The organism is Georgenia sp. Z1344 (assembly GCF_057652375.1).
In genome coordinates this window covers 797,658-817,924 of sequence record NZ_CM172728.1, presented here as the reverse complement: position 1 = coordinate 817,924, position 20,267 = coordinate 797,658, and the positions used below count along the sequence as shown (strand labels likewise).

Genomic DNA, 20,267 nt, shown 5'->3' with positions numbered 1-20,267 from the left:
TCGCTCAGTAGTCCATGTGCATGGCCGCGCGCACCTCGGCGAGCGTGGCCTCGGCGACGGCGGTGGCCCGCTCGTTGCCGTCGTGCAGGATCTGGGTGAGCTGCGCCGGGTCGTTCGCGTAGGTGGCGCGGCGCTCGCGGATCGGGGCGAAGTGGTCGTTGACGGCCTCGGTGACGAGCTTCTTCAGCCCGCCGCCGCCCGCGTCGCCGAGCTCGTCGGCCACGTCGACCGGGTCGCGGCCCAGGCACAGGGCCGCGAGCTGGACGAGGTTGGACACCTCCGGCCGGCCGGCGGGGTCGAACGTGATGTGCCGGTCGGCGTCGGTGACGGCCTTCTTGATGATCTTCGCGGTGGTGTCGGCGTCCATGCCGATCTCGATCGTGTTGCCCTTGGACTTGCTCATCTTCTGCCCGTCCATGCCGAGCAGCAGGGGGACGGGGGAGAGCAGGGCGTCGGCCTGCGGGAAGACGGGCCGCTCGGGGTCGACCCGGCCGTAGCGCTCGTCGAACCGGCGCGCGATGAGCCGCGTGACCTCGATGTGGGGCAGCTGGTCCTTGCCCACGGGCACGAGGTTCGCCTTGCAGAACAGGATGTCCGCGGCCTGGTGCACGGGGAACGTGAGCATGAGCCCGGACATCGGCCGGGTGGACCCGGCGAGCTCGTCCTTGACGGTCGGGTTGCGGCGCAGCTCCGCGTCGGTCACGAGCGAGAGGAACGGGAGCATGAGCTGGTTGAGGGCCGCGATGCTCGAGTGCGAGAAGATCGTCGACCGCGCCGGGTCGAGCCCGACGGCGAGGTAGTCCGCCAGCATCTCGAGCACGTTGGTGCGCAGGTCGCCCACGCCGTCGCGGTCGTAGATCACCTGGTAGTCGGCGACGAGGATGAACGACTCGACGCCGAGCTCCTGGATCCGGACGCGGTTGGCGAGCGACCCGAAGTAGTGGCCGATGTGCAGCTGGCCGGTGGGTCGGTCGCCGGTGAGCATGCGGTAGCGCCCCGGGTTCTCCCGGAGGTCGGCCTCGATGGCGTCGCTGCGCGACTGGGAGCGCGCGAAGGTGGCGGAGTCGGCGCCCGAGAGCTCGTCGGTGGTGTCGGTCGTGGGAGGTGCGTCGGTCACCGGCCCAGACTAGGCGCTGCGCGGCGGCCGGCCCGTGGGGCGTCCGTCGGTCGATGTCCGGGCGCGGGCGGGAGGACGCCCCGAGCACCCCCTCGGGGACCGCGACGGTCAGGCCTCGAGGACGCGGTCGACGAACGCCGTGACGTCCGCGAGGACCTCCTCCTTGTTCGTCTCGTTGAAGATCTCGTGCTGCGCGCCCGGGTAGGTCCCGCTCTCGGTGGCGGGGCCGGCGATCTCGGCCACCCCTTCCCGGCTCGGCCCGATCGGCACGAGCCGGTCCTCCTCGCCGTGCAGGTAGAGCAGCGGCAGGTCGCCGAGCGATCCGTGCGCGGAGATCCGCGCCATCGCCTCGTTGAGGGCCTCGAGGGTCTCGCGGCGGAAGTCGCCGTGCCACACGAGCGGGTCCTCGGCGTAGATCCGCCCGATCTCCGGGTCGCGGGACAGCGTGGCGGGGTCGATGGGCGTCGGCGGGATCGGGTCCTGGGCGAGCAGCTCGTCGACCACCGCCCAGCTGCCGATGACGGGGCCGGACAGGACGAGCGCGGTCAGCTCCTCGGCGTGCAGCTGGGCGTACCGGGTCGCGATGAGGCCGCCCATCGAGTGGCCGATCATCACGAGCGGGACGTCCGGGTGGTCGGCGCGCGCGGTCGAGACGAGCTGGTGGAGGTCGGCGACCACGTCGTCGTAGTCGCGCACGAGCACCCGCTCGCCCTCGGACTCGCCGTGCCCCGCGTGGTCGAGCCCGTAGACGACCGCGCCGTGCGCGCCGAGCGTGGCGGCCACCCACTCGTAGCGGCCGATGTGCTCCCCGTAGCCGTGCACGAGCACCGCCGCGTAACGGGGATGGTCGACCCGCCACACCCGTGCGGCGACCTGTCCGGCATGTCCCTCGTACGTCCACGCGTCCATGCGTCCTCGTCCCGTCGTGCCCTGCCCGCCCCGCCGCATCCGCGACGGGGAGACCGGCGTCGTCGCCGGAGGCTGTCGTGAGGTCAGCGTAGCAACGGCGCCGACGCCGGGCGGGTGACGTAGACGCGCATCGAGAGCGGGTCGAGGCGGACGACCTCGCCGGGGGCGGCCGTCAGCGACCAGGGGTCGGAGTCCTCCTCGGCCTCGGCGAACGAGGGGGCCTCCCAGCCCGAGCTCCACGCGAGCTCGTAGTCCGCCCCGCGGCCGACCGGGAGCCGGACCGACTCGTAGTCCAGCGAGCTCGAGAGCACGAGGAGGACGTCGGCGTCCCGCCCGCCGCCCGAGCGCAGCATCTGCAGGACCCGGGCGCGCGGGTCGTGCCACCGGTGCGCCCCCATCTCGGTGGCGTCCGCGCCCAGCCAGGCGAGGTCGGGCACGGGGTCGCCGTCCGTGGCGCGGCCGGTGTAGAAGCGCTCGGGGCGCAGGACCGGGTGCTCGCGGCGCAGCCGCAGGAGGTACCGGGCGGTGGCGAGGAGGTCCTCGCGCCACCGGCCCAGGTCCCAGTCGAGGTAGGACAGCTCGTTGTCCTGGCAGTAGGTGTTGTTGTTGCCGCGCTGGGTGCGACCGATCTCGTCGCCGGCCGTGAGCATCGGCGTGCCCGGCGAGAGAAGGAGGGTGCCGAGCAGGTTGCGGATCGAGCGGCGGCGCAGCGGCAGCACGTCGGCGGCGGGGGAGTCGCCGGGGACCGGGCCCTCGGCGCCGTGGTTCCACGAGAGGTTGTCGGTCGTCCCGTCGCGGTTGTCCTCGAGGTTGGCCGAGTTGTCCTTGTGCTCGTAGGCCACGAGGTCGGCGAGCGTGAAGCCGTCGTGGGCGGTGACGTAGCTGATCGACGCGAGCGGGCCGCGGCCGCCGGGGACGTCGCCGTAGCCGAACATGTCGGCGGAGCCGGACAGGCGGGTGGCGAGGTCGCGCAGGTCCCGGCCGGTCCCGCCCTTCGCGGCTGCGCCCGGGTCGGCGAGCCAGAACGAGCGCACCGAGTCGCGGAACCGGTCGTTCCACTCGGCGACCGGGGCGGCGAACTGGCCGGTGCGCCAGCCGTCCGGGCCGAGGTCCCACGGCTCGGCGATGTGCTTGACCTCGCGCAGGACGGGGTCGGTCGCGAGCGCCACGAGCAGCGGGTGGTACGGCGTGAACTGGTCGGCGTTGCGGCCCAGCGTGACCGCGAGGTCGTAGCGGAACCCGTCGATGCCGACCTCGCGCACCCAGTAGCGCAGCGAGTCGAGCACGAGGCGGACGACCTCGGTGCGGCGCATGTCGAGGGTGTTGCCGCAGCCGGTGGTGTCGAGCATGCGGCCGCGGTCGGCGTCGTCGTGCAGGTAGTAGTCGCTCGCCCCCAGGCCGCGCCAGGACACGGTGGGGCCGGCCACGCCGCCCTCGCACGTGTGGTTGTAGACGACGTCGAGGAGCACCTCGATGCCCGCCGCGTGCAGGAGCGCGACCATTCCCTTGACCTCGGCGAGCACGGCGGCGGGGCCGGCGGCTCGCGCGGCGGGGCTCGCGTAGGACGGTTCGGGCGCGAGGTAGCCGAGCGTGTTGTAGCCCCAGTAGTTCGTCAGGCCCTTGGCCGTGAGGTGGGGCTCGTCCATCTTCGCGTGGATGGGGAGCAGCTCGATCGCGGTGATGCCCAGGGAGCGGAGGTGGGCGATCGTCGCCGGGTGGGCGAGGCCGGCGTAGGTCCCGCGCAGGTGCTCGGGCACCCCGGGCAGGTGCATCGTCAGGCCGCGGACGTGGGCCTCGTAGATCACCGTGTCCCGCCACGGCGTGCGCGGGGCGGGGACGGCTCCGTCGAACCGGTCGTCGACGACGACGCCGTGGGCCGCGTCCGCGACCGAGTCCCGGGGGTCGGGCGAGCCGGTGCCGTCCACGGGGACGAGGTCCTCGCCGACGACGTGGGCGTACAGCGCGGGCGTGAGCCGCGGCGCGCCGACGACGGCGCGCGCGTACGGGTCGAGCAGGAGCTTGGCCGGGTTGTGCCGCTGCCCGCGCGGCGGGCTCCACGGCCCGTGCACCCGGAAGCCGTAGCGCTGACCGGCGCGGACGCCCGGGACGTGGCCGTGCCAGACGCCGTGGACGGGGCCGCGCAGCGTGTACCGGCGCTCGCTGAGCCCGCCGTCGGAGGCGACGTCGACGAGGCAGAGATCGACCCGGGTGGCGCGCGAGGCGAACACCGCGACGTCGACCCCGTCACCGACGAGGTGGACCCCGCGGCGGTCCGGTCGGCTCGCCGGGGAGGGCGCGGGAGAGGCGCCGGCGTCCTCGTATAGCCGGGGGGCGGGCGCGCGGTCCGCGGTCGGAGGGGAGTGCATGGGACCCACCGTCCTATCCAACCCCAGCGGACGGTGGCGGCGCGCCGCGCGACCCTGTCACTGCTCATCGAGACTGCGGGAATCTCCCCGCACCCGTGGGCTTCTACGCTGGGGACCGTGCGCCACTACCTCGACCACGCCGCCGCGACCGACCTCCTGCCCGAGGCCGCCGGGGCGCACGCCGAGGAGCTGGCCCGGCAGGTCGCGGCGCCGGGGAACCCGTCGAGCGGTCACGCCGCGGGGCGCGCCGCCCGGGCCCGCTGGGAGGAGGCGCGCGAGCGGATCGCCGCCGCCCTGGTCGCCGACGCCGCCGAGGTCGTCCTCACCTCCGGCGCCACGGAGGCCGACACCCTGGCGATCACGGGCGTCGTCCGCGCCGCCCACCTCGCCGGCCGCACCCCGCGCTGCGTCGCGCACTCGGCGGTCGAGCACCCCTCCGTCCTGCGCACCGCCCGCTACCTCGAGGACGACGGCCTGACGGTCGCTCACCAGCTCCCCGTCCACCCCGACGGCCGGCTCGACCTCGACGCCGCCCGCGATGTCCTCTCCTGCCCGCCGGCCCTGTTCTCCGTCACGGCGGTGTGCCACGAGACCGGCGTCGTCCAGCCCCTCGCCGAGCTCGTCGGCATCGCGCGCTCCGCGACGAGCACGGAGCGCCCGCGCGGCGTCCCCGTCCACACCGACGCCTCCCAGGCGCTCGGCGTCCTGCCCGTCCGGTTCCACGGCGGCGACCTCGACGCGATGACGATCGCCGGCCCCAAGGTCGGCGCGCCCGTGGGGACGGGGGCGCTCATCGCCCGCCGCGACCTCGAGCTCGCCCCGGTCGGCGGCGGGGGAGGGCAGCAGCGCTCGGTCCGCTCCGGCACGCTCGACGTGGCCGGCGCGGTGGCGCTCGCCGTCGCCGTCGAGCACGCCGTCGCCACCCGCGAGGCGCACGCCGCCCGGCTGTCCGCCCTGCGCGCCGACCTCGTCTCCGGGATCGCGTCGCGCATCCCGGGTCTCGTCGTCTCCGGCCCCGACCCGGACCGGCCGGAGTCCGCGGAGGTGAGCCCCGCCGTCGTGCACGTCCGCATCCCCGGCGCCGACCCGGACGCCCTGCTCCTCGCCCTCGACGCCGCCGGGATCGACGCCTCGCCCGGCGCCGCCTGCACCACCGGCGTGCTCGGCGCGAGCGACGTCCTCCTCGCGATGGGCCTGTCCGAGGCCGACGCCCGCACCGGGCTGCGCCTGTCGATGGGGCGGACCACCACGCCCGACGACGTCGCCGCCGTGGTCCGGGCCCTCCCCGGCGCCGCGGAGGCCGCCCGAGCGGTGGGCGCGCTCTCGTCCTGAGCCGCCGCGGCGATCGGCGCGGTGCGCGACAATGGTGGCCGCCCGAACGACCCCCTGCGCGGCGCCCCGGCGGCCGCGCGAGACGGAAGGACCCCCATGCGCGTGCTCGCCGCCCTCAGCGGAGGGGTCGACTCCGCCGTGGCCGCCGCCCGCGCCGTCGAGGCCGGCCACGAGGTCGTCGGCATCCACATGGCGCTGTCCCGCAACCGCGCCGAGCACCGCTCCGGCTCGCGGGGCTGCTGCTCGATCGAGGACGCCTCCGACGCCCGCCGGGCCGCCGACATCCTCGGCATCCCGTACTACGTGTGGGACCTGTCCGAGCAGTTCGACGACCTCGTGGTCAAGGACTTCCTCGAGGAGTACTCCGCCGGCCGCACGCCCAACCCGTGCGTGCGCTGCAACGAGCACGTGAAGTTCTCCGTCCTCGCCGACCGCGGCCGCGCCCTCGGGTTCGACGCCGTGGCCACGGGGCACTACGCCCGCCTCGAGCACGACGGCGCCGGGCCGCGCCTGTTCCGCTCCGCCGAGCCGGACAAGGACCAGTCCTACGTGCTCGCCGTGGCCGGCCGCGAGGGTCTGTCCCGCGCGCTGTTCCCGCTCGGCGACGTCGCGGCGAAGGCCGACGTCCGGGCCGAGGCCGAGGCGCGCGGCCTCCCGGTGGCGGCCAAGCCGGACTCGTACGACATCTGCTTCGTGGCCGACGGCGACACCGCCGGCTTCCTGCGTGAGCGCCTCGGCGAGCGGCCGGGCGAGATCGTCGACACCGACGGCGCGGTCCTCGGGGAGCACACCGGCGCCTACGCCTACACCGTGGGCCAGCGCAAGGGCCTCGGCCTGAACCGCCCGGCGCCGGACGGGAGGCCGCGCTACGTCCTCGACGTCGACACGCGGGCGGCGCGCGTCGTCGTCGGGCCCGCCGAGCTGCTCTCCACCCGGCGGATCGACGCGACCGACGTCGTGTGGCTCGCCGAGGACCACCCCGCGGAGGTCCCCACCGAGGCTGCGGTGCAGATCCGCGCGCACGGCGCGGCGCACCCGGCCGTCGTCACGCGCACGGCCGGCGACGACGGCGAGACGCTCGCCGTGGAGCTGCGCGAGCCGATCCGAGGCGTCGCCGCCGGTCAGAGTGCCGTGGTCTACCTCGGCGACCGGGTGCTCGGCCAGGCGACGATCAGCGGCCGGGGCTGACCGAGGAGGGACGCCGCGGCCCGTTCGGGCCTACCGTGGGGTCATGCTCGCGGACCTGCCCCTCGCCCGATCCACCGTCGACCAGGCCGCCGAGCGGCGCGACGAGGACGGCCTCTACGAGCGGCTGCGTGAGGACCCGACGACCCGGGTGCTGCTCGTGTCCCAGGGCGAGGTGGCGGTCGCCGACGACGCGCTCGTCCTGCTCGCCCCCGCCGACGTCCCGGGAATCACCTGGACCCCGGAGCACGTCCACCTCCTCGGGGCCGACGACGAGCACACCTACCTGTCCGTCGTCCTGCCCGACGAGCTCGGCCGCGAGCGGGACCTCGACGGCGTGCCGATCGTCGAGGACGCGGCGCTCGTCGAGCTCGTGCACGGGCTGCAGACACTCCACCTGCGCGACGTCGGGGACGCGCTGAGCGACCGCGACGCCGGGCTGGCCACGACCGCGGTGGCGCTCGGCGCTTGGCACCGCCGCCACCCGCGCTGCCCGCGGTGCGGGGAGCCGACCGAGGTCCGCAGCGCCGGGTGGATGCGGTGGTGCGCCCAGGACGAGGTGCCGCACTTCCCGCGCACCGACCCGGCCGTCATCGTCGCCCTCGTCGACGACCGCGACCGCCTCATGCTCGGCCACGCCGTGCACTGGCCGCAGGGCCGGTTCTCCACGCTCGCGGGCTACGTCGAGTCGGGGGAGTCCGCCGAGGAGGCCGTGCGGCGCGAGATCATGGAGGAGTCCAACGTCCGGGTCGTCGAGATGGAGTACCGCGGCTCGCAGCCCTGGCCGTTCCCGTGCTCGCTCATGCTCGGCTACACCGCGCGCATCGAGGGCGTCGAGGACGCGCGGCCGGACGGCGAGGAGGTCACCGAGCTGCGGCTCTTCACGCGCGAGGAGCTCGAGAGCGCGGTGCGCCTCGGCGAGGTCTACCTGCCGATGCGCAGCTCGATCGCCCGCTCGCTCATCGAGGACTGGTACGGCGGAGAGCTCCTCGGCTGACCCACCCGTTCCGTCGAGATTGCGGTTGGTGCCCGTCGAGATTGCGGTTGGGAGCCGCCGAGATTGCGGTTCGTCGTCGTGCAGCGGGTCGAGAGTGCGGTGTCGATCTGCCGAGAGTGCGGCCGCACGTAGTACTCACGCCTCGAGGCGCTTGCGGACCTCGCTGAGGGAGGGGTTCGTCGCGGTCGTCCCGTCCGTGAACAGGACGGTGGGGACGACCTCGTTTCCGTCGTTGACCTCGGCCACGAGCCTCGCGGCGTCCGGCGTCTGCTCGATGTCGATCTCGGTGAACGCGATGCCCGCGGAGGTCATCTGCTTCTTGAGGTTCCTGCAGTATCCGCACCAGGTGGTGGTGAACATCGTGACCGAGCCGGGCTGGGGGGCGGTGACCGTCATCGTCATCCTTCGGAAGGGGGTGAGGCGTCGTGCGCCGACCGGCGGGGGCCGGTCCTGCCTGCACCAACACAGTACGCCGTCCGAATTCTTCCCCGTCGGCGTGTCGTGCCCCGTGCCGACGTCGCGCCGTGACGTCCGTCCGTCCGTGCCGGCGCGCGACCGCGCGCCACGGCACGACGCGCCACCGCACGCCACCGCCTGCCCGTCCACAGGCCGGCCCGGCGGTGTCGTCGCCCCCTGAGAGACTGGACCCGATGTCCGCGCCGCTGAACGATGCCCTCGATCCCACCCGTGTCCCCGCCGGATCCGACCTGGCCGGCTCCGACCCGGCCTCCGGAGCGCCCGAGCCGGAGGACCCCGCCCGGCTGCTCGACGCGCTCGACCCGGACCAGCGGGCCGTCGCCGAGCACCTCACCGGCCCCATGTCGGTCCTCGCCGGCGCGGGCACCGGCAAGACCCGCGCCATCACCTACCGCATCGCCTACGGCGTCCGCACCGGCGCCTACGACCCGCGCCGCATGCTCGCCGTCACCTTCACCGCCCGCGCGGCCGGCGAGCTCCGGTCGCGCCTGCGGGACCTCGGCGCGGGCGCCGTCCAGGCCCGCACCTTCCACTCCGCCGCGCTGCGCCAGCTCTCCTACTTCTGGCCCCGTGTCGTCGGCGGACCCGTGCCACAGATCGCCCCCCACAAGGCGAGCCTCGTCGCGGAGGCCGCGGGGCGCCTCGGCCTGGGGGCGGACCGCGTGACGGTGCGCGACCTCGCGGCCGAGGTCGAGTGGGCCAAGGTCAGCCTCGTCACGCCCGAGGACTACCCGCGCATCGCGGCGTCGAAGGACCGCGACGAGGTCGGCGGCCACGATCGCGCGACCATCGCCCGCCTCCTCGAGCTCTACGAGTCGGTCAAGACCGAGCGCGGCGTCATCGACTTCGAGGACGTGCTGCTGTCGATGGTCGCGATGCTCCTCGAGCGCACCGACGTGCGAGACGAGGTGCGCGGCCAGTACAACCGGTTCGTCGTCGACGAGTACCAGGACGTCTCGCCCCTTCAGCAGCGCCTCCTCGATCTGTGGCTCGGGGACAGCAAGGAGCTGTGCGTCGTCGGGGACGTGAGTCAGACGATCTACTCGTTCACCGGCGCGACCCCCCGCTTCCTCACCGAGTTCCCGCGGCGCTACAAGGGCGCCGCCGTCGTCCGTCTCGTGCGGGACTACCGATCCACCCCGCAGGTGGTGCGGGTCGCCAACGAGATCCTCGCCCGCGCCGGCAGCGACCGGGACCGTGCCGCGGTCGAGCTCGTCGCCCAGCGGCCGAGCTCGGTCCCCGTGCGGTACGAGACCTACGACGACGACGCCGCCGAAGCGGCGGGGGTGGCCCGCCGGATCGGTGAGCTGCAGAAGGAAGGGGTGGCCCTGAGCGAGATGGCCGTCCTGTTCCGGACGAACGCCCAGTCCGAGGCGTTCGAGCAGGCGTTCGCGGAGCGCGGCATCGGCTACCTCCTGCGGGGCGGCGAGCGGTTCTTCTCGCGGCGCGAGGTCCGCGACGCGATCGTCCTCCTGCGCGGTGCCGTCCGGTCGATGGCGGACGCCGAGCTCGGGCCGACGGTCCGGGACCTGCTGTCCGGCGCCGGATGGTCGCCCGAGCCGCCCGCCCAGCGCGGTGCCGCCCGGGAGCGGTGGGACGCGCTCGACTCGCTCGTCCAGCTCGCCGACTCGCTCGCGGCGACCCGTCAGGCCGACCTCGGGGACCTCGTCGCGGAGCTCGACGAGCGCGCGTCCGCGCAGCACGCCCCCACGGTCGAGGGCGTCACCCTTGCCTCCCTGCACGCGGCGAAGGGCCTGGAGTGGGACGCGGTCTTCCTCGTCGGCGTCTCCGAGGGGCTCATGCCGATCTCCCACGCCGACGACTACGCCGAGATCGCCGAGGAGCGCCGGCTGCTGTACGTGGGCGTGACCCGGGCCCGGGAGCACCTCCAGCTGAGCTTCGCGCGTGCACGCCAGGCCGGCGGGCGGGCGAGCCGCAAGCGCTCGCGGTTCCTCGACAGCATGTGGCCCGAGGAGGAGCGCGGTGGCCGCGGCGGCGGCGACCGGTCGAGCAAGAAGGCTGCGGCCAAGGCCCGGGCCGAGAGCTTCGCGACGGAGCACCCCGAGGCGGTCGAGCTCTTCGAGCGCCTGCGCACGTGGCGCTCGGAGGCCGCGCGGCTGCGCGGGTGGCCCGCCTACTCGGTGCTTCCCGACGCGACGCTGCAGCAGATCGCCGTCCACCAGCCCGCTGACCTGCGCCAGCTCGGACTCATCCGGGGCGTCGGGGCCACGAAGCTCGACCGCTTCGGCGGCCAGGTGCTCGCCGTCGTGCGCGGCGAGGAGGTCGACGCGGAGGAGTGGCTGAGCCGCACGGAGGGGTGAGCAGGACGGGGCGCCCGACGGTCGTCCGACACGTACCCAGGACCGCCGCCCGGACCGCCGCGTGGCGATCTCGAAAGTCCGTCCGTTAATTCCCTTGTGCCTCGGATGGGGGCCGCCTACTGTCGCTGTTGTCCGTGTCGAACGGGATCGGGTCTAGCCAGCCACGACGATCCCCTGGTGAGGAGAAGGAGGTGCTCGAGATGAGGAACAGCAGCTACGCGATCGGTATCGATCTCGCCGTGTCCGCTGTGAACGCGCGCAATGCGTTCGCGAGCACCTCCGCGTGCGCAGGTGGCGTCGCCGCTGCGGGCCTTCGTGATCGCGGCGCCGATGCTGCCGGGGAGAACTCTGCGTTCCCCCGTCCGCGGAACCTCGCGCGCCCCACGGCGCACCTCCGTCCCGACCTGGGCTGACACGCTCCGCGTGCGCCGTCGGGACAACCCGACGGCCTCGTCGCCGTCCCCCACCAGGAGACCGACGCACCACCGGAGCACCCGATGACCACGCAGACCACTGCGTACCTGGCCCCATCCATCAGGACCGACGCGACGACGCGCCCCACCACCGCCTCGATCGGCCTCGCGCGCCCGTCGCACAGCACCGACGAGGGCGACCCGGCGGCCCTGCCCTGCCTCACCTCTGACGACCCCGACCTGTGGTTCGCCGAGCGGACCACCGAGGTCGAGCTGGCCAAGTCCATGTGCGGCCCCTGCCCCCTGCGGGAGGCCTGCCTGGCCGGCGCCGTCGAGCGCGGTGAGCCGTGGGGCGTCTGGGGCGGCGAGGTCTTCGTCGACGGCGTCGTCGTGGCCGTCAAGCGCGGCCGCGGTCGTCCGCGGAAGAACGCCGCCGCCTGAGGGACGAGTGAGGGGCGGGCGGGCGCCCGGCACACCTGCCGAGCGCCCGCCCGTCACCTGTGTGCTGCCGCCCGTCACCCGCGCGGGCTGGGAGCCCGACGACGAACCCCTCACGACGACGAACCCCTCAAGACGACGACCGGTCGCCTCGTGAGACCTCACCCGGTGACCCGCTCATCCCGTGACCCCGGACCCCCTCGTGGGCTCCGGACCGGTGCACCCGCAGTCCGGGTGCACCGGCCACTCACGCCGCAGCTCGGCCCCGTCGAGGTCGAGCTCGACCGACGCCCCGGTCAGCGCGGGCCGCCCGCCCGGCGCCCGCAGGAGCTCGAGGGCGGCGCGCACCGCGGTCCCGGCCGCCCAGCTCGCCTGCGTGTAGGGCTCGGCCTGCTCCGGCAGGACCCGCAGCTGGGTGGCGACCGCCGGCCACGCCCGCTCGGACCGAGCGCGGGCGAGGTCGAGGCACCGCGCGCACGGCCCCCGGCCGGGGACGACGAGCGGACCGACGGTCGTGGCGAGCTCCCCGACGACGACGACCAGATGCGGTACGTCCTCCTGCGTCAGGCGGCGGAGGAGGGGCGGGTCGCTCACGCGGGAGGTCGTCACCACCACGAGATCGGGCCAGGTGCCCGCCGGGGCGCCGAACCGGAGCAGCGGTGCGGCGGAGCGCAGGTCCTCGGCGACCCGCGACTCCCGCGGCCGGCCGACGTCGGTCGACCGGTAGGGGAGGACGTCGGTCGACAGGACGGGGGAGGGGTCCGAGAGCAGCAGGGTGCCGACCCCGGCCGCGGCCAGTCCGGCGGCCGTGAGCGCGCCGGTGCGCCCGAGGCCGGTGACGCCGACGACCGCGGATGCGAGCGCGTCGACAGCACCGGCCGCTCCCGCGATACCGGCCGCCCCAGCGAGACCGGCCGCCCCCGCGAGCCCCGCCCGCTCTCGCCACTGCGCGTCGCCGGTCGTCCCGTCTCCCGCGGGGCGCAGGGAGGGAGACCCGCCGTGCGCCGTCCGCCCGTCGACCGACGGAGGTTCCGTCACCACTCCGGCGCGCGTGAGCAGCTCGACGAGGCGGTCCACCCGGGCCGAGCTCACGCCCGACGCCGCACCCCGGCGGCGCAGGTCCTGCCGCGAGGGGGAGCCGGCCAGGGCCTCGATCAGCTGCTGCTCGGCGCCGCTGAGCCCCTCGAGCACCACGGCGCACCGAGGGTCGCTCCCGACCTGCGAGGAACCGGCTCCCCGCCACAGCACGTCCATCCCGGACACCAGTCGCATCTCGACCACCCCCGGGGCAGACGCTGCCACCCGGACGGGGGCGCGCGCCCGGGTCGTCCCCAGGTCGCGCGGGCTGTGGACGGCGGTGCGTCAGCCGCCCGGAGGGGCCTCGTCGTCGGAGCCATCCCCGCCCGAACCGTCCGTTCGGGAGTCGCCTTCGCCCGAGCCGTCCCCGGTCTCGCTCGAGCCCGCGTCTTCATCGGAGGCATCGTCCGAGGCCGCGCCGTCACCCGCGCCGTCGCCCGCGTCGCCACCTGCTTGCCCGTCGCCGTCCTCGGCGAAGAGCTCGGCGAGGAAGGAGTCGACGTCGGAGGTCTCCTCGGCGGCCTTCTCCCGCCCGGCGGCGAAGCCCTCGGGGTCGGCGAGCTCCTCGGCCGTGGGCAGGACGTCCGGGTGGGACCACAGCTCGTCGCGGGCCTCCTGGCCGCGCTCCGCGCCGTAGAGCTCCCACAGGCGCGCGGCCTCGCGCAGGCTGCGCGGCCGCAGATCGAGGCCGACCAGGGTGGAGAAGGTCTGCTCGGCGGGGCCGCCGGCCGCCCGGCGCCGGCGGAGCATCTCGCGCAGCTGGACCCCGTGCGGCAGGTGCGGGGCGACGGCGCGGGCCGTCACCTCCTCCACCCAGCCCTCGACGAGCGCGAGCAGCGTGGCGAGCCGGCCGAGGGCCGCCTCCTGCTCGGGGGTGTCGTCCTGGTCGAACACGCCGCCGGACATCGCCCCGCGCAGCGCGTCCGGGTCGGTGGGGTCGACGGACCGAACCGCGTCCTCGATCTTCGAGGTGTCGATCGTGATCGCGCGCGCGTAGGCGGTGACGGCGTCGACCACCCCGGCGCGCAGCCACGGGGAGTGCGCGAAGACCCGGGCGTGCGCGAGCTCGCGGACGGCGAGGAAGTGGCGCACCTCGTCGAGCGGGATCTCGAGCCCCTCGGCGAACGCGGCGACGTTCGCGGGCACGAGGGCGGCGCCGGGGTCGGCGAGCAGCGGGATCGAGATGTCGGTCGTGCCGACCACCTCGCGGGCGAGCGTGCCCACGGCCTGGCCGAGCTGCATGCCGTAGACGGCCTGCCCGATCTGGCCGAGCAGCCCGCTCTCGTCGCCAAGCTGCGCGCCGAACGCCTTGATCTCCTCGGGGGCGTCCTCGAGCTGCTTGCCGATGGCCCCCGCGAGCGCGTGGGACATCGAGGCCGCGACCGGCTCGGCGAGCGAGCGGAACATCGGCAGGGTGCGCTCGACCCAGGCCGCCCGGGTGAGGGCCTCGCGCGGGCCGCCGGCCGGCGGGAGCTCGGTGGCGACGTCGAGCCACAGGTCCGCGGCGCGCAGGGCCGCGCGGACGGCGTCGGCCTCGGCGGACGTGACCGCAGGGTCGCCCTCCGCGGTGGCGGTGCGTCGCGCCAGGTCGGTGGCGAGCCGCCAGTTGACGGGGCCGCTGCCGTCGGGCCGCATCATCGCCTGGACCTGCGCGATGAGCGGGCCGAGGGACGCGGCGTCGCCGGGCAGGCCGGCCGCCTGGCCCATGGCCGCTGGGTCCATGCCGGCGCTGCGCATCGCCTGGACGGCCTGCGCGGCGGCCTCCGGGCCGAGCATCGAGGAGAGCATCTCCTCCCAGCTGCTCCTGTCGGCGTCGCCGTCCTCGGGCTCGCGCGGGGCGGGGTCCTGGCTCATGGCACTCCTCGGCTTCGATCGGACTCCCACGGTAGTGCGCCGCGAGCCCCGCGCCGCGCCCGGTTCGCCCACGGCTAAGGCCGGCGCGCGACCGCGCGGTGCCCGCCGGAGGCATGATGTCCGGGTGCCGAACCCGAACCACCTCTACCCGTCGGGCGACGACGCCTACGCACCCTCGCGCGCGGACGGCCCGTACGCGGTGGGCCCCGACGCCCACGACGGCCCCGACGACGCGCCCGGCCCGCTGACCGCCCGCACCCTCACGCTCGCGATCTCCGGCGGCCTGTCGGTCCTGCTGCTCCTCGTCATCATGCTCGTCCCGCTCCCGTACGCGGTCGAGCGGCCCGGTCCGACCGTCGACACGCTCGGTGAGCTCGACGGCCACCCGCTCATCACCGTCGACGGCGCGGAGACCTACCCCACCAGCGGCGAGCTGCGCCTGACCACGGTCTCCACCGTCGGCGGCCCCGGCCACCCCGTGACGGCCGGCGACGTCGTGCGTGCCTGGGTGCTCGGCTCCGAGACCGTGGTCCCGCGCGAGGCGGTGTTCTCCCCGTCGGAGACGTCGGAGGAGATCGCGCAGCGCGGCGAGGCCCAGATGCTCTCCTCGCAGACGAACGCCACCGTGGCCGCGCTGACCGAGCTCGGGTACGACATCCCGATGACGCTCACGGTCTCGGCGGTCGCGGAGGAGTCCGGGGCGGCGGGGCAGATCGAGGTCGACGACGTCATCACCGGCATCGCGGCGCCCGGCGGGCAGGTCGAGGACGTCGCCGACTATCAGCAGCTCGTCGGCACCCTGGGGGAGGTCCCGCCGGGAGAGACGGTGCAGGTCCGGGTCGAGCGCGGTGGCGCGGAGGAGGTCGTCGAGGTCGTGACGACGGCGCCGCCGGTGGACGCCTCGGGCGCGCCGGTCCAGGAGGGCTCGCTCCTCGGCGTCGGGATCCTGCCGGACCCGGACGTCCCCGTCGACATTGCGTTCGACATCGACCGGATCGGCGGCCCGTCGGCCGGCACGATGTTCGCGCTCGCGATCATCGACATGCTCACCGAGGGCGAGATGACGGGCGGGGAGGAGATCGCCGGGACCGGGACGATGGATCTCGCCGGCCGCGTCGGCCCGATCGGGGGCATCCGCAAGAAGATGGTCGGCGCGGTCGACGACGGTGCCGAGTGGTTCCTCGCCCCCGCGGCGAACTGCGCCGAGACGGTGGGCTACGTGCCGGACGGCCTGCAGGTCGTCCGCGTGACCACGCTGGCCGAGGCACAGACCGCGGTCGAGGAGATCGCGGCCGGACGCGGCGACGAGCTGCCGGGCTGCGAGGCCGTCGGCGACTGAGGTCGAGCGCCGCGCGGCGCTCGACGGCCGTCCGTCGAGGGCCCGTACCGAGGGCGGCGACCGGCCGGCCCCGAGATCGCCCGCCCGCGCCCGCTACTCGAAGGTCGCCGCCAGGGCGTGGACGAGTCCCGGCACGGCGTCGGGGGAGCCGGCGACCATCGTGTCGTCGTCGTGGGCCCGGGTGCGCAGCGCGCACCAGGACTCCCCGCTGCGCAGCACGCCGACCGCCATCCGCACGTCCTCGCGGGCCGGGTGCGCACGCAGGGCGGCGAGCGACTCCTCGGGGTCGCTCGGCAGCCCGGCCTCGGCCTCCGGCGGCACGACGATCCGCTCGACGACGATCGCGGCCCCGGCGACCTCGTCCGGCCAGGCCAGCCGGCCGAGGAGCTCGTCGAGGGTGTCCGCCTCCGGCAGTCCCTCCTGCTCGACAGCGAAGAGATGCTCGGGGTCCGCGCGCCCCGCCAGCACCGCCTCGACGCCGAGGCTCGACTCGATCGACGGGTCCGCCGCGAGCGCCTCGCCCGTGCGCACGAGCGCCGCGACGACGACGGGCCCGTCCCACCCGGACCGCGCGGCGTGCCGCTCGAGGTCCATCACGGCGGCCCGCACGGCGGAGGTCCGCGGCGTCGGGGCGTCCGCGCCCTCGCCGGGCGAACCGGCACCGGGCGGGGGGTTCGTCGTCGGGCCGTCGTTCTCGGGGGTGGCGGGGCTCGCGGCGTCGGTCATGGAGCCATCCTCGCCCACCCGGCGGGGGTGTCGCCGTCGTGCGTCGGTCCCCGGTGCTGCGCCGTGCGCGAACAACGTGGTGAGCGCCTCCCGGGCGCGCCTCGTCGCGGTCGTCCCACCGCTTACCCTGGGGGAGACCGTCGACAGTCGTGGGTCCCGATGCCGGGTCGCGCGACCGCACATTCGTGAGGTGCCTTCCGCGTGACCATTCCACCCATGTCCCGACCAGGCCGCGCGCAGGGCCCACGGCCCTCCTCCGGGTCCAACGAGCGCACGATCGGCACCCTCGCGATGACGATCATCGTCATCGGCGTGCTCGGCGCCCTCGTGTTCGCGTTCGCGCAGGTGTGGACCGAGCTGTCCTGGTACTACCAGGTCGGGTACGAGGGGGTCGTCTACCGCGAGTGGGGCTCGCGCGCCGTCCTGTTCCTCATCGGGCTCGTCGTCACCGCGGCCGTCGTCCTCGCCTGCCTGGAGATCGCCTACCGGTCGCGCAAGGTCTATGCGCCCACCACACCGGAGGAGCGCAACCTCGACCGCTACCGCGGCATGATCGAGCCGCGCCGCCGCCTGCTGTTCCTCGCGGCCGCGCTCGTCCCGGGCGTGTTCGTCGGCATGCGTCTGCAGGCCGCCTGGCGCGAGATCCTCCTGTGGCTCAACGGTCAGTCGTTCGGCACCACGGACCCGCAGTTCGGCCTCGACATGGGGTTCTTCGTCTTCACGCTCCCCGCGCTGCGGGCCCTCCTCGGGGTCGTCATGACGATCGTCGTCCTCGGCCTCGTCGCCACGGTGGTCGCGCACTACCTGTACGGCGGGCTCTCGCTCGCCCGCAAGGACAGCCGCGTCTCCCGCGGCGCCCGGGTCCAGCTCGGCGTCCTCGCCGCGATCTTCGCCCTCCTGCTCGGCGCCTCGTACTGGCTCGACCGGTACTCGCTGCTCGTCGGCAACAACCAGCGGTTCTCCGGTGCGTCCTACGCGGACGTCAACGCCGCGCTCCCGGGCCGTGGCGTGCTCGCCGCGATCGCGGTCCTCGTCGCCGTGATGTTCGTTGTCGCGGCCGTGCGTGGCACGTGGCGCCTGCCCGCCGCCGGGGTGGCGATGATGGTGGTCGCGGCGATCGTCGTCGGGACCGCGTACCCGGCGATCGTCCAGCGCTTCGAGGTCGAGCCGAACGCCATCGAGGCGGAGTCCCCGTACATCCAGCGCAACATCGAGGCCACACGGGCGGCGTACGGGCTCGACGGGGTGCAGTCGGAGGCCTACGAGCCCACGACCGACGTCGAGCGCGGCCAGCTCGGCCAGGACAGCGCCGCCACCACGCAGATCCGTCTGCTCGACCCGAACCTCGTCTCGCCGACCTTCGACCAGCTCCAGCAGATCCGCCAGTATTACGGCTTCCCGCCGCAGCTGAGCGTCGACCGGTACGAGCTCGACGGCGAGATGCAGGACACGGTCATCTCCGTCCGCGAGGTCAACCACGACGGCCTCAGCGCCGAGCAGCGCACCTGGGTCAACGAGCACACGGTCTACACCCACGGGTTCGGGGTGGTCGCGGCCCAGGGCAACTCGGTCGACTCCGACGGGCGTCCGCTGTTCTTCCAGGAGGGCATCCCGTCGGAGGGCGCGCTCGGCGACTACGAGCCGCGCGTGTACTTCGGGCAGGACACCGACTTCTACTCGATCGTCGGCGCGCCCGAGGGTACGGACCCGTGGGAGCTCGACTACCCCGCGGACTCCGCCCCGAACGGCCAGGTCAACTCGACCTTCACCGGCGACGGCGGCCCGTCGATCGGCAACATCTTCGAGCGCGCGATGTTCGCCATGCGGTTCGGCGACGTCCAGCTGATGTTCTCCGACCGCGTGACCTCGGAGTCCCAGATCCTCTTCCACCGCGACCCGCACGAGCGCGTGGCCCGCGCCGCCCCGTACCTCACCCTCGACTCGCGGGCCTACCCGGCGGTGGTGGACGACGACGACGATCCCGAGACGCCGTCGCGGCTCGTGTGGATCATCGACGGGTACACGACGTCGAACGACTACCCCTACTCCGCGCGGGAGTCGCTCGAGGAGGCCACCGAGGACTCGCTGTCCGAGGGGCAGGCGGGTGTCGCCGGCACCGCCTATGTGCCGGAGCAGGTCAACTACATCCGCAACTCGGTCAAGGCCGTGGTCGACGCCTACGACGGCTCGGTCACGCTCTACGAGTGGGAGCAGGAGGAGGGGGAGAACCCGGACCCCGTCCTCGAGGCGTGGCAGTCCGTGTTCCCCGAGAGCAACATCCAGCCGATCTCAGAGATGAGCGGCGACCTCATGGCGCACATGCGCTACCCGGAGGACCTGTTCAAGGTGCAGCGCTCGCTGCTCGCCGAGTACCACGTCACGGACGCGGCGACCTTCTACTCCGGCTCGGACTTCTGGAACATCCCGACCGACCCGACGGCGTCCGACAACGGCGTCCAGCAGCCGCCTTTCTACCTCACGCTGCAGATGCCCGGACAGGACGAGGCGACCTTCTCGCTCTCGACCGCCTACATCCCGGGCGGTGAGAACCCGCGGAACGTGCTGACGGGCTTCTTCGCCGTCGACTCGGAGACCGGCGACACCCCGGGGGAGGTGCGGGACGGCTACGGGGACCTCCGACTGATCGAGCTCCCGAGGAACTCGACCGTGCCGGGACCCGGGCAGGTGCAGAACAACTTCAACTCCAGCCCGGAGGTCTCCACGGAGCTCAACCTGCTGCGGCAGGGCGGGTCCGACGTCCTCCTCGGCAACCTGCTCACCCTGCCCGTGGGTGGCGGCCTGCTCTACGTCCAGCCGGTGTACGTCCAGTCCTCCGGCGGCACCGCGTACCCGACGCTCCAGCGCGTGCTGGTCGGCTTCGGCGACGAGATCGGGTTCGCCCCGACCCTCGACGAGGCGCTCGACCAGATCTTCGACGGCGAGTCCGGCGCGGCCACGAGCGAGGGCGCGGGCGTCGAGTCCCCGTCCGAGGGGGCCGAGCCTGAGGAGCCCACGGGGTCCGTCGAGGTCCCGGCGGCGGCACAGCAGCGGCTCGACGAGGCGCTCGCCGAGATGCAGACCGCCCTGGCCGAGTCGAACGAGGCCATGGCGGCCGGCGACTGGGCGGCGTACGGCGAGGCGCAGGAGCGGCTCACGGCGGCCGTCGAGGAGGCGATCGCCGCGCAGGACGAGATCGCGTCGGCCACCGGCGGCGAGTCGGTGGGCGAGTCCGCCTCCGAGGCGCCCTCGGCCGGCGTGGAGACGCCGAGCGAGTAGGACAGGCGGGATCGCCTGACGAGGACGGCCCCCGACGACGAGCTGCGTGCTCGTCGTCGGGGGCCGTTGTCGTGGGAGGTGGGCGTGCTCGACCCGGGGTTGCTCCACGCGAGCCGGCTCCACCGAGCTCCACCGATGGGGGGGGGAGGGCGGCACGAATAGGCCCTGATTCGTGCCGGTTGCCCCCCACCGGTGAGGAGGAGCGTCGGAGCCAATGGTGAGCGGACCCACGTCCACGCCGGTTGAGTCCCCGTTTCCCGTGTCGTAATGTTGAGGAGTCGCCGCGGGGTGGAGCAGTTCGGTAGCTCGCCGGGCTCATAACCCGGAGGTCGCAGGTTCGAATCCTGTCCCCGCTACTACGCGCCAGGCGCACACGAAGGCCCGGACCACATGGTCCGGGCCTTCGTGCATGTGTGGGGCGATCCGGCCGGGTGCACCTC

The 20,267-nt window shown here is 74.4% G+C and carries 15 protein-coding genes and 1 tRNA gene; 9 read left to right on the top strand and 7 right to left on the bottom strand.

What is annotated here, in order from left to right:
- Window positions 1-4: 4 nt before the first annotated feature.
- The 3 genes from trpS to glgX form a co-directional block, all read right to left on the bottom strand.
- Window positions 5-1,117, bottom strand: a complete 1,113-nt coding sequence (trpS, locus tag AC24FB_RS03605; protein WP_425714510.1) for a tryptophan--tRNA ligase — start codon at window positions 1,115-1,117, stop codon at window positions 5-7.
- Between the two features lie 108 nt (window positions 1,118-1,225).
- On the bottom strand, window positions 1,226-2,026 hold the full coding sequence (locus AC24FB_RS03600; RefSeq protein WP_425714509.1) for an alpha/beta hydrolase: 801 nt from the start codon (window positions 2,024-2,026) through the stop codon (window positions 1,226-1,228).
- Window positions 2,027-2,109: 83 nt separating this feature from the next.
- Window positions 2,110-4,392, bottom strand: coding sequence for a glycogen debranching protein GlgX (gene glgX / locus AC24FB_RS03595; protein ID WP_425714508.1), 2,283 nt, complete (start codon window positions 4,390-4,392; stop codon window positions 2,110-2,112).
- A gap of 117 nt (window positions 4,393-4,509) precedes the next feature.
- Between glgX and AC24FB_RS03590 the strand changes: the two genes are divergently transcribed.
- From AC24FB_RS03590 to nudC, 3 genes are all read left to right on the top strand, one after another.
- The gene (locus tag AC24FB_RS03590; RefSeq protein ID WP_425714507.1) at window positions 4,510-5,724 is read left to right on the top strand and encodes a cysteine desulfurase family protein; all 1,215 of its coding nucleotides are present in this window, start codon (window positions 4,510-4,512) and stop codon (window positions 5,722-5,724) included.
- 96 nt (window positions 5,725-5,820) lie between these two features.
- Window positions 5,821-6,912 (top strand): tRNA 2-thiouridine(34) synthase MnmA, encoded by a 1,092-nt coding sequence (mnmA, locus tag AC24FB_RS03585; protein WP_425714506.1) that lies wholly within the window; start codon window positions 5,821-5,823, stop codon window positions 6,910-6,912.
- Between the two features lie 43 nt (window positions 6,913-6,955).
- Entirely contained in the window at window positions 6,956-7,906 is a 951-nt protein-coding gene (nudC, locus tag AC24FB_RS03580) for an NAD(+) diphosphatase (RefSeq protein WP_425714505.1), read from the top strand.
- Between the two features lie 135 nt (window positions 7,907-8,041).
- On the opposite strand, the gene AC24FB_RS03575 is transcribed toward nudC, so the two are convergent.
- Entirely contained in the window at window positions 8,042-8,302 is a 261-nt protein-coding gene (locus AC24FB_RS03575; RefSeq protein ID WP_425714504.1) for a mycoredoxin, read from the bottom strand.
- Between the two features lie 254 nt (window positions 8,303-8,556).
- On the opposite strand from AC24FB_RS03575, the gene AC24FB_RS03570 reads away from it, so the two are divergent.
- From AC24FB_RS03570 to AC24FB_RS03560, 3 genes are all read left to right on the top strand, one after another.
- A complete protein-coding gene (locus tag AC24FB_RS03570; protein ID WP_425714503.1) occupies window positions 8,557-10,704 on the top strand; it encodes an ATP-dependent DNA helicase UvrD2 in 2,148 nt (715 codons plus the stop codon).
- A gap of 191 nt (window positions 10,705-10,895) precedes the next feature.
- Window positions 10,896-11,117, top strand: a complete 222-nt coding sequence (locus AC24FB_RS03565; RefSeq protein ID WP_487560984.1) for a hypothetical protein — start codon at window positions 10,896-10,898, stop codon at window positions 11,115-11,117.
- Between the two features lie 84 nt (window positions 11,118-11,201).
- Window positions 11,202-11,558: a WhiB family transcriptional regulator gene (locus tag AC24FB_RS03560; RefSeq protein WP_425714501.1), complete on the top strand. Its 357-nt coding sequence runs from the start codon at window positions 11,202-11,204 to the stop codon at window positions 11,556-11,558.
- Between the two features lie 174 nt (window positions 11,559-11,732).
- On the opposite strand, the gene AC24FB_RS03555 is transcribed toward AC24FB_RS03560, so the two are convergent.
- Both AC24FB_RS03555 and AC24FB_RS03550 read right to left on the bottom strand, forming a co-directional pair.
- Entirely contained in the window at window positions 11,733-12,827 is a 1,095-nt protein-coding gene (locus AC24FB_RS03555) for a thiamine biosynthesis protein ThiF (protein WP_425714500.1), read from the bottom strand.
- Between the two features lie 90 nt (window positions 12,828-12,917).
- On the bottom strand, window positions 12,918-14,486 hold the full coding sequence (locus tag AC24FB_RS03550; RefSeq protein WP_425714499.1) for a zinc-dependent metalloprotease: 1,569 nt from the start codon (window positions 14,484-14,486) through the stop codon (window positions 12,918-12,920).
- Window positions 14,487-14,610: 124 nt separating this feature from the next.
- On the opposite strand from AC24FB_RS03550, the gene AC24FB_RS03545 reads away from it, so the two are divergent.
- Window positions 14,611-15,825, top strand: coding sequence for a YlbL family protein (locus AC24FB_RS03545; protein ID WP_425714498.1), 1,215 nt, complete (start codon window positions 14,611-14,613; stop codon window positions 15,823-15,825).
- A gap of 93 nt (window positions 15,826-15,918) precedes the next feature.
- Here AC24FB_RS03545 and AC24FB_RS03540 read toward each other — a convergent pair whose 3' ends face one another.
- The gene (locus AC24FB_RS03540; protein ID WP_425714497.1) at window positions 15,919-16,551 is read right to left on the bottom strand and encodes a PPA1309 family protein; all 633 of its coding nucleotides are present in this window, start codon (window positions 16,549-16,551) and stop codon (window positions 15,919-15,921) included.
- 216 nt (window positions 16,552-16,767) lie between these two features.
- Here AC24FB_RS03540 and AC24FB_RS03535 point away from each other — a divergent pair, with 216 nt between their 5' ends.
- Both AC24FB_RS03535 and AC24FB_RS03530 read left to right on the top strand, forming a co-directional pair.
- Window positions 16,768-19,827 (top strand): UPF0182 family membrane protein, encoded by a 3,060-nt coding sequence (locus AC24FB_RS03535; protein ID WP_425714496.1) that lies wholly within the window; start codon window positions 16,768-16,770, stop codon window positions 19,825-19,827.
- Window positions 19,828-20,109: 282 nt separating this feature from the next.
- Window positions 20,110-20,183, top strand: a tRNA-Met gene (locus AC24FB_RS03530).
- Window positions 20,184-20,267 lie beyond the last annotated feature (84 nt).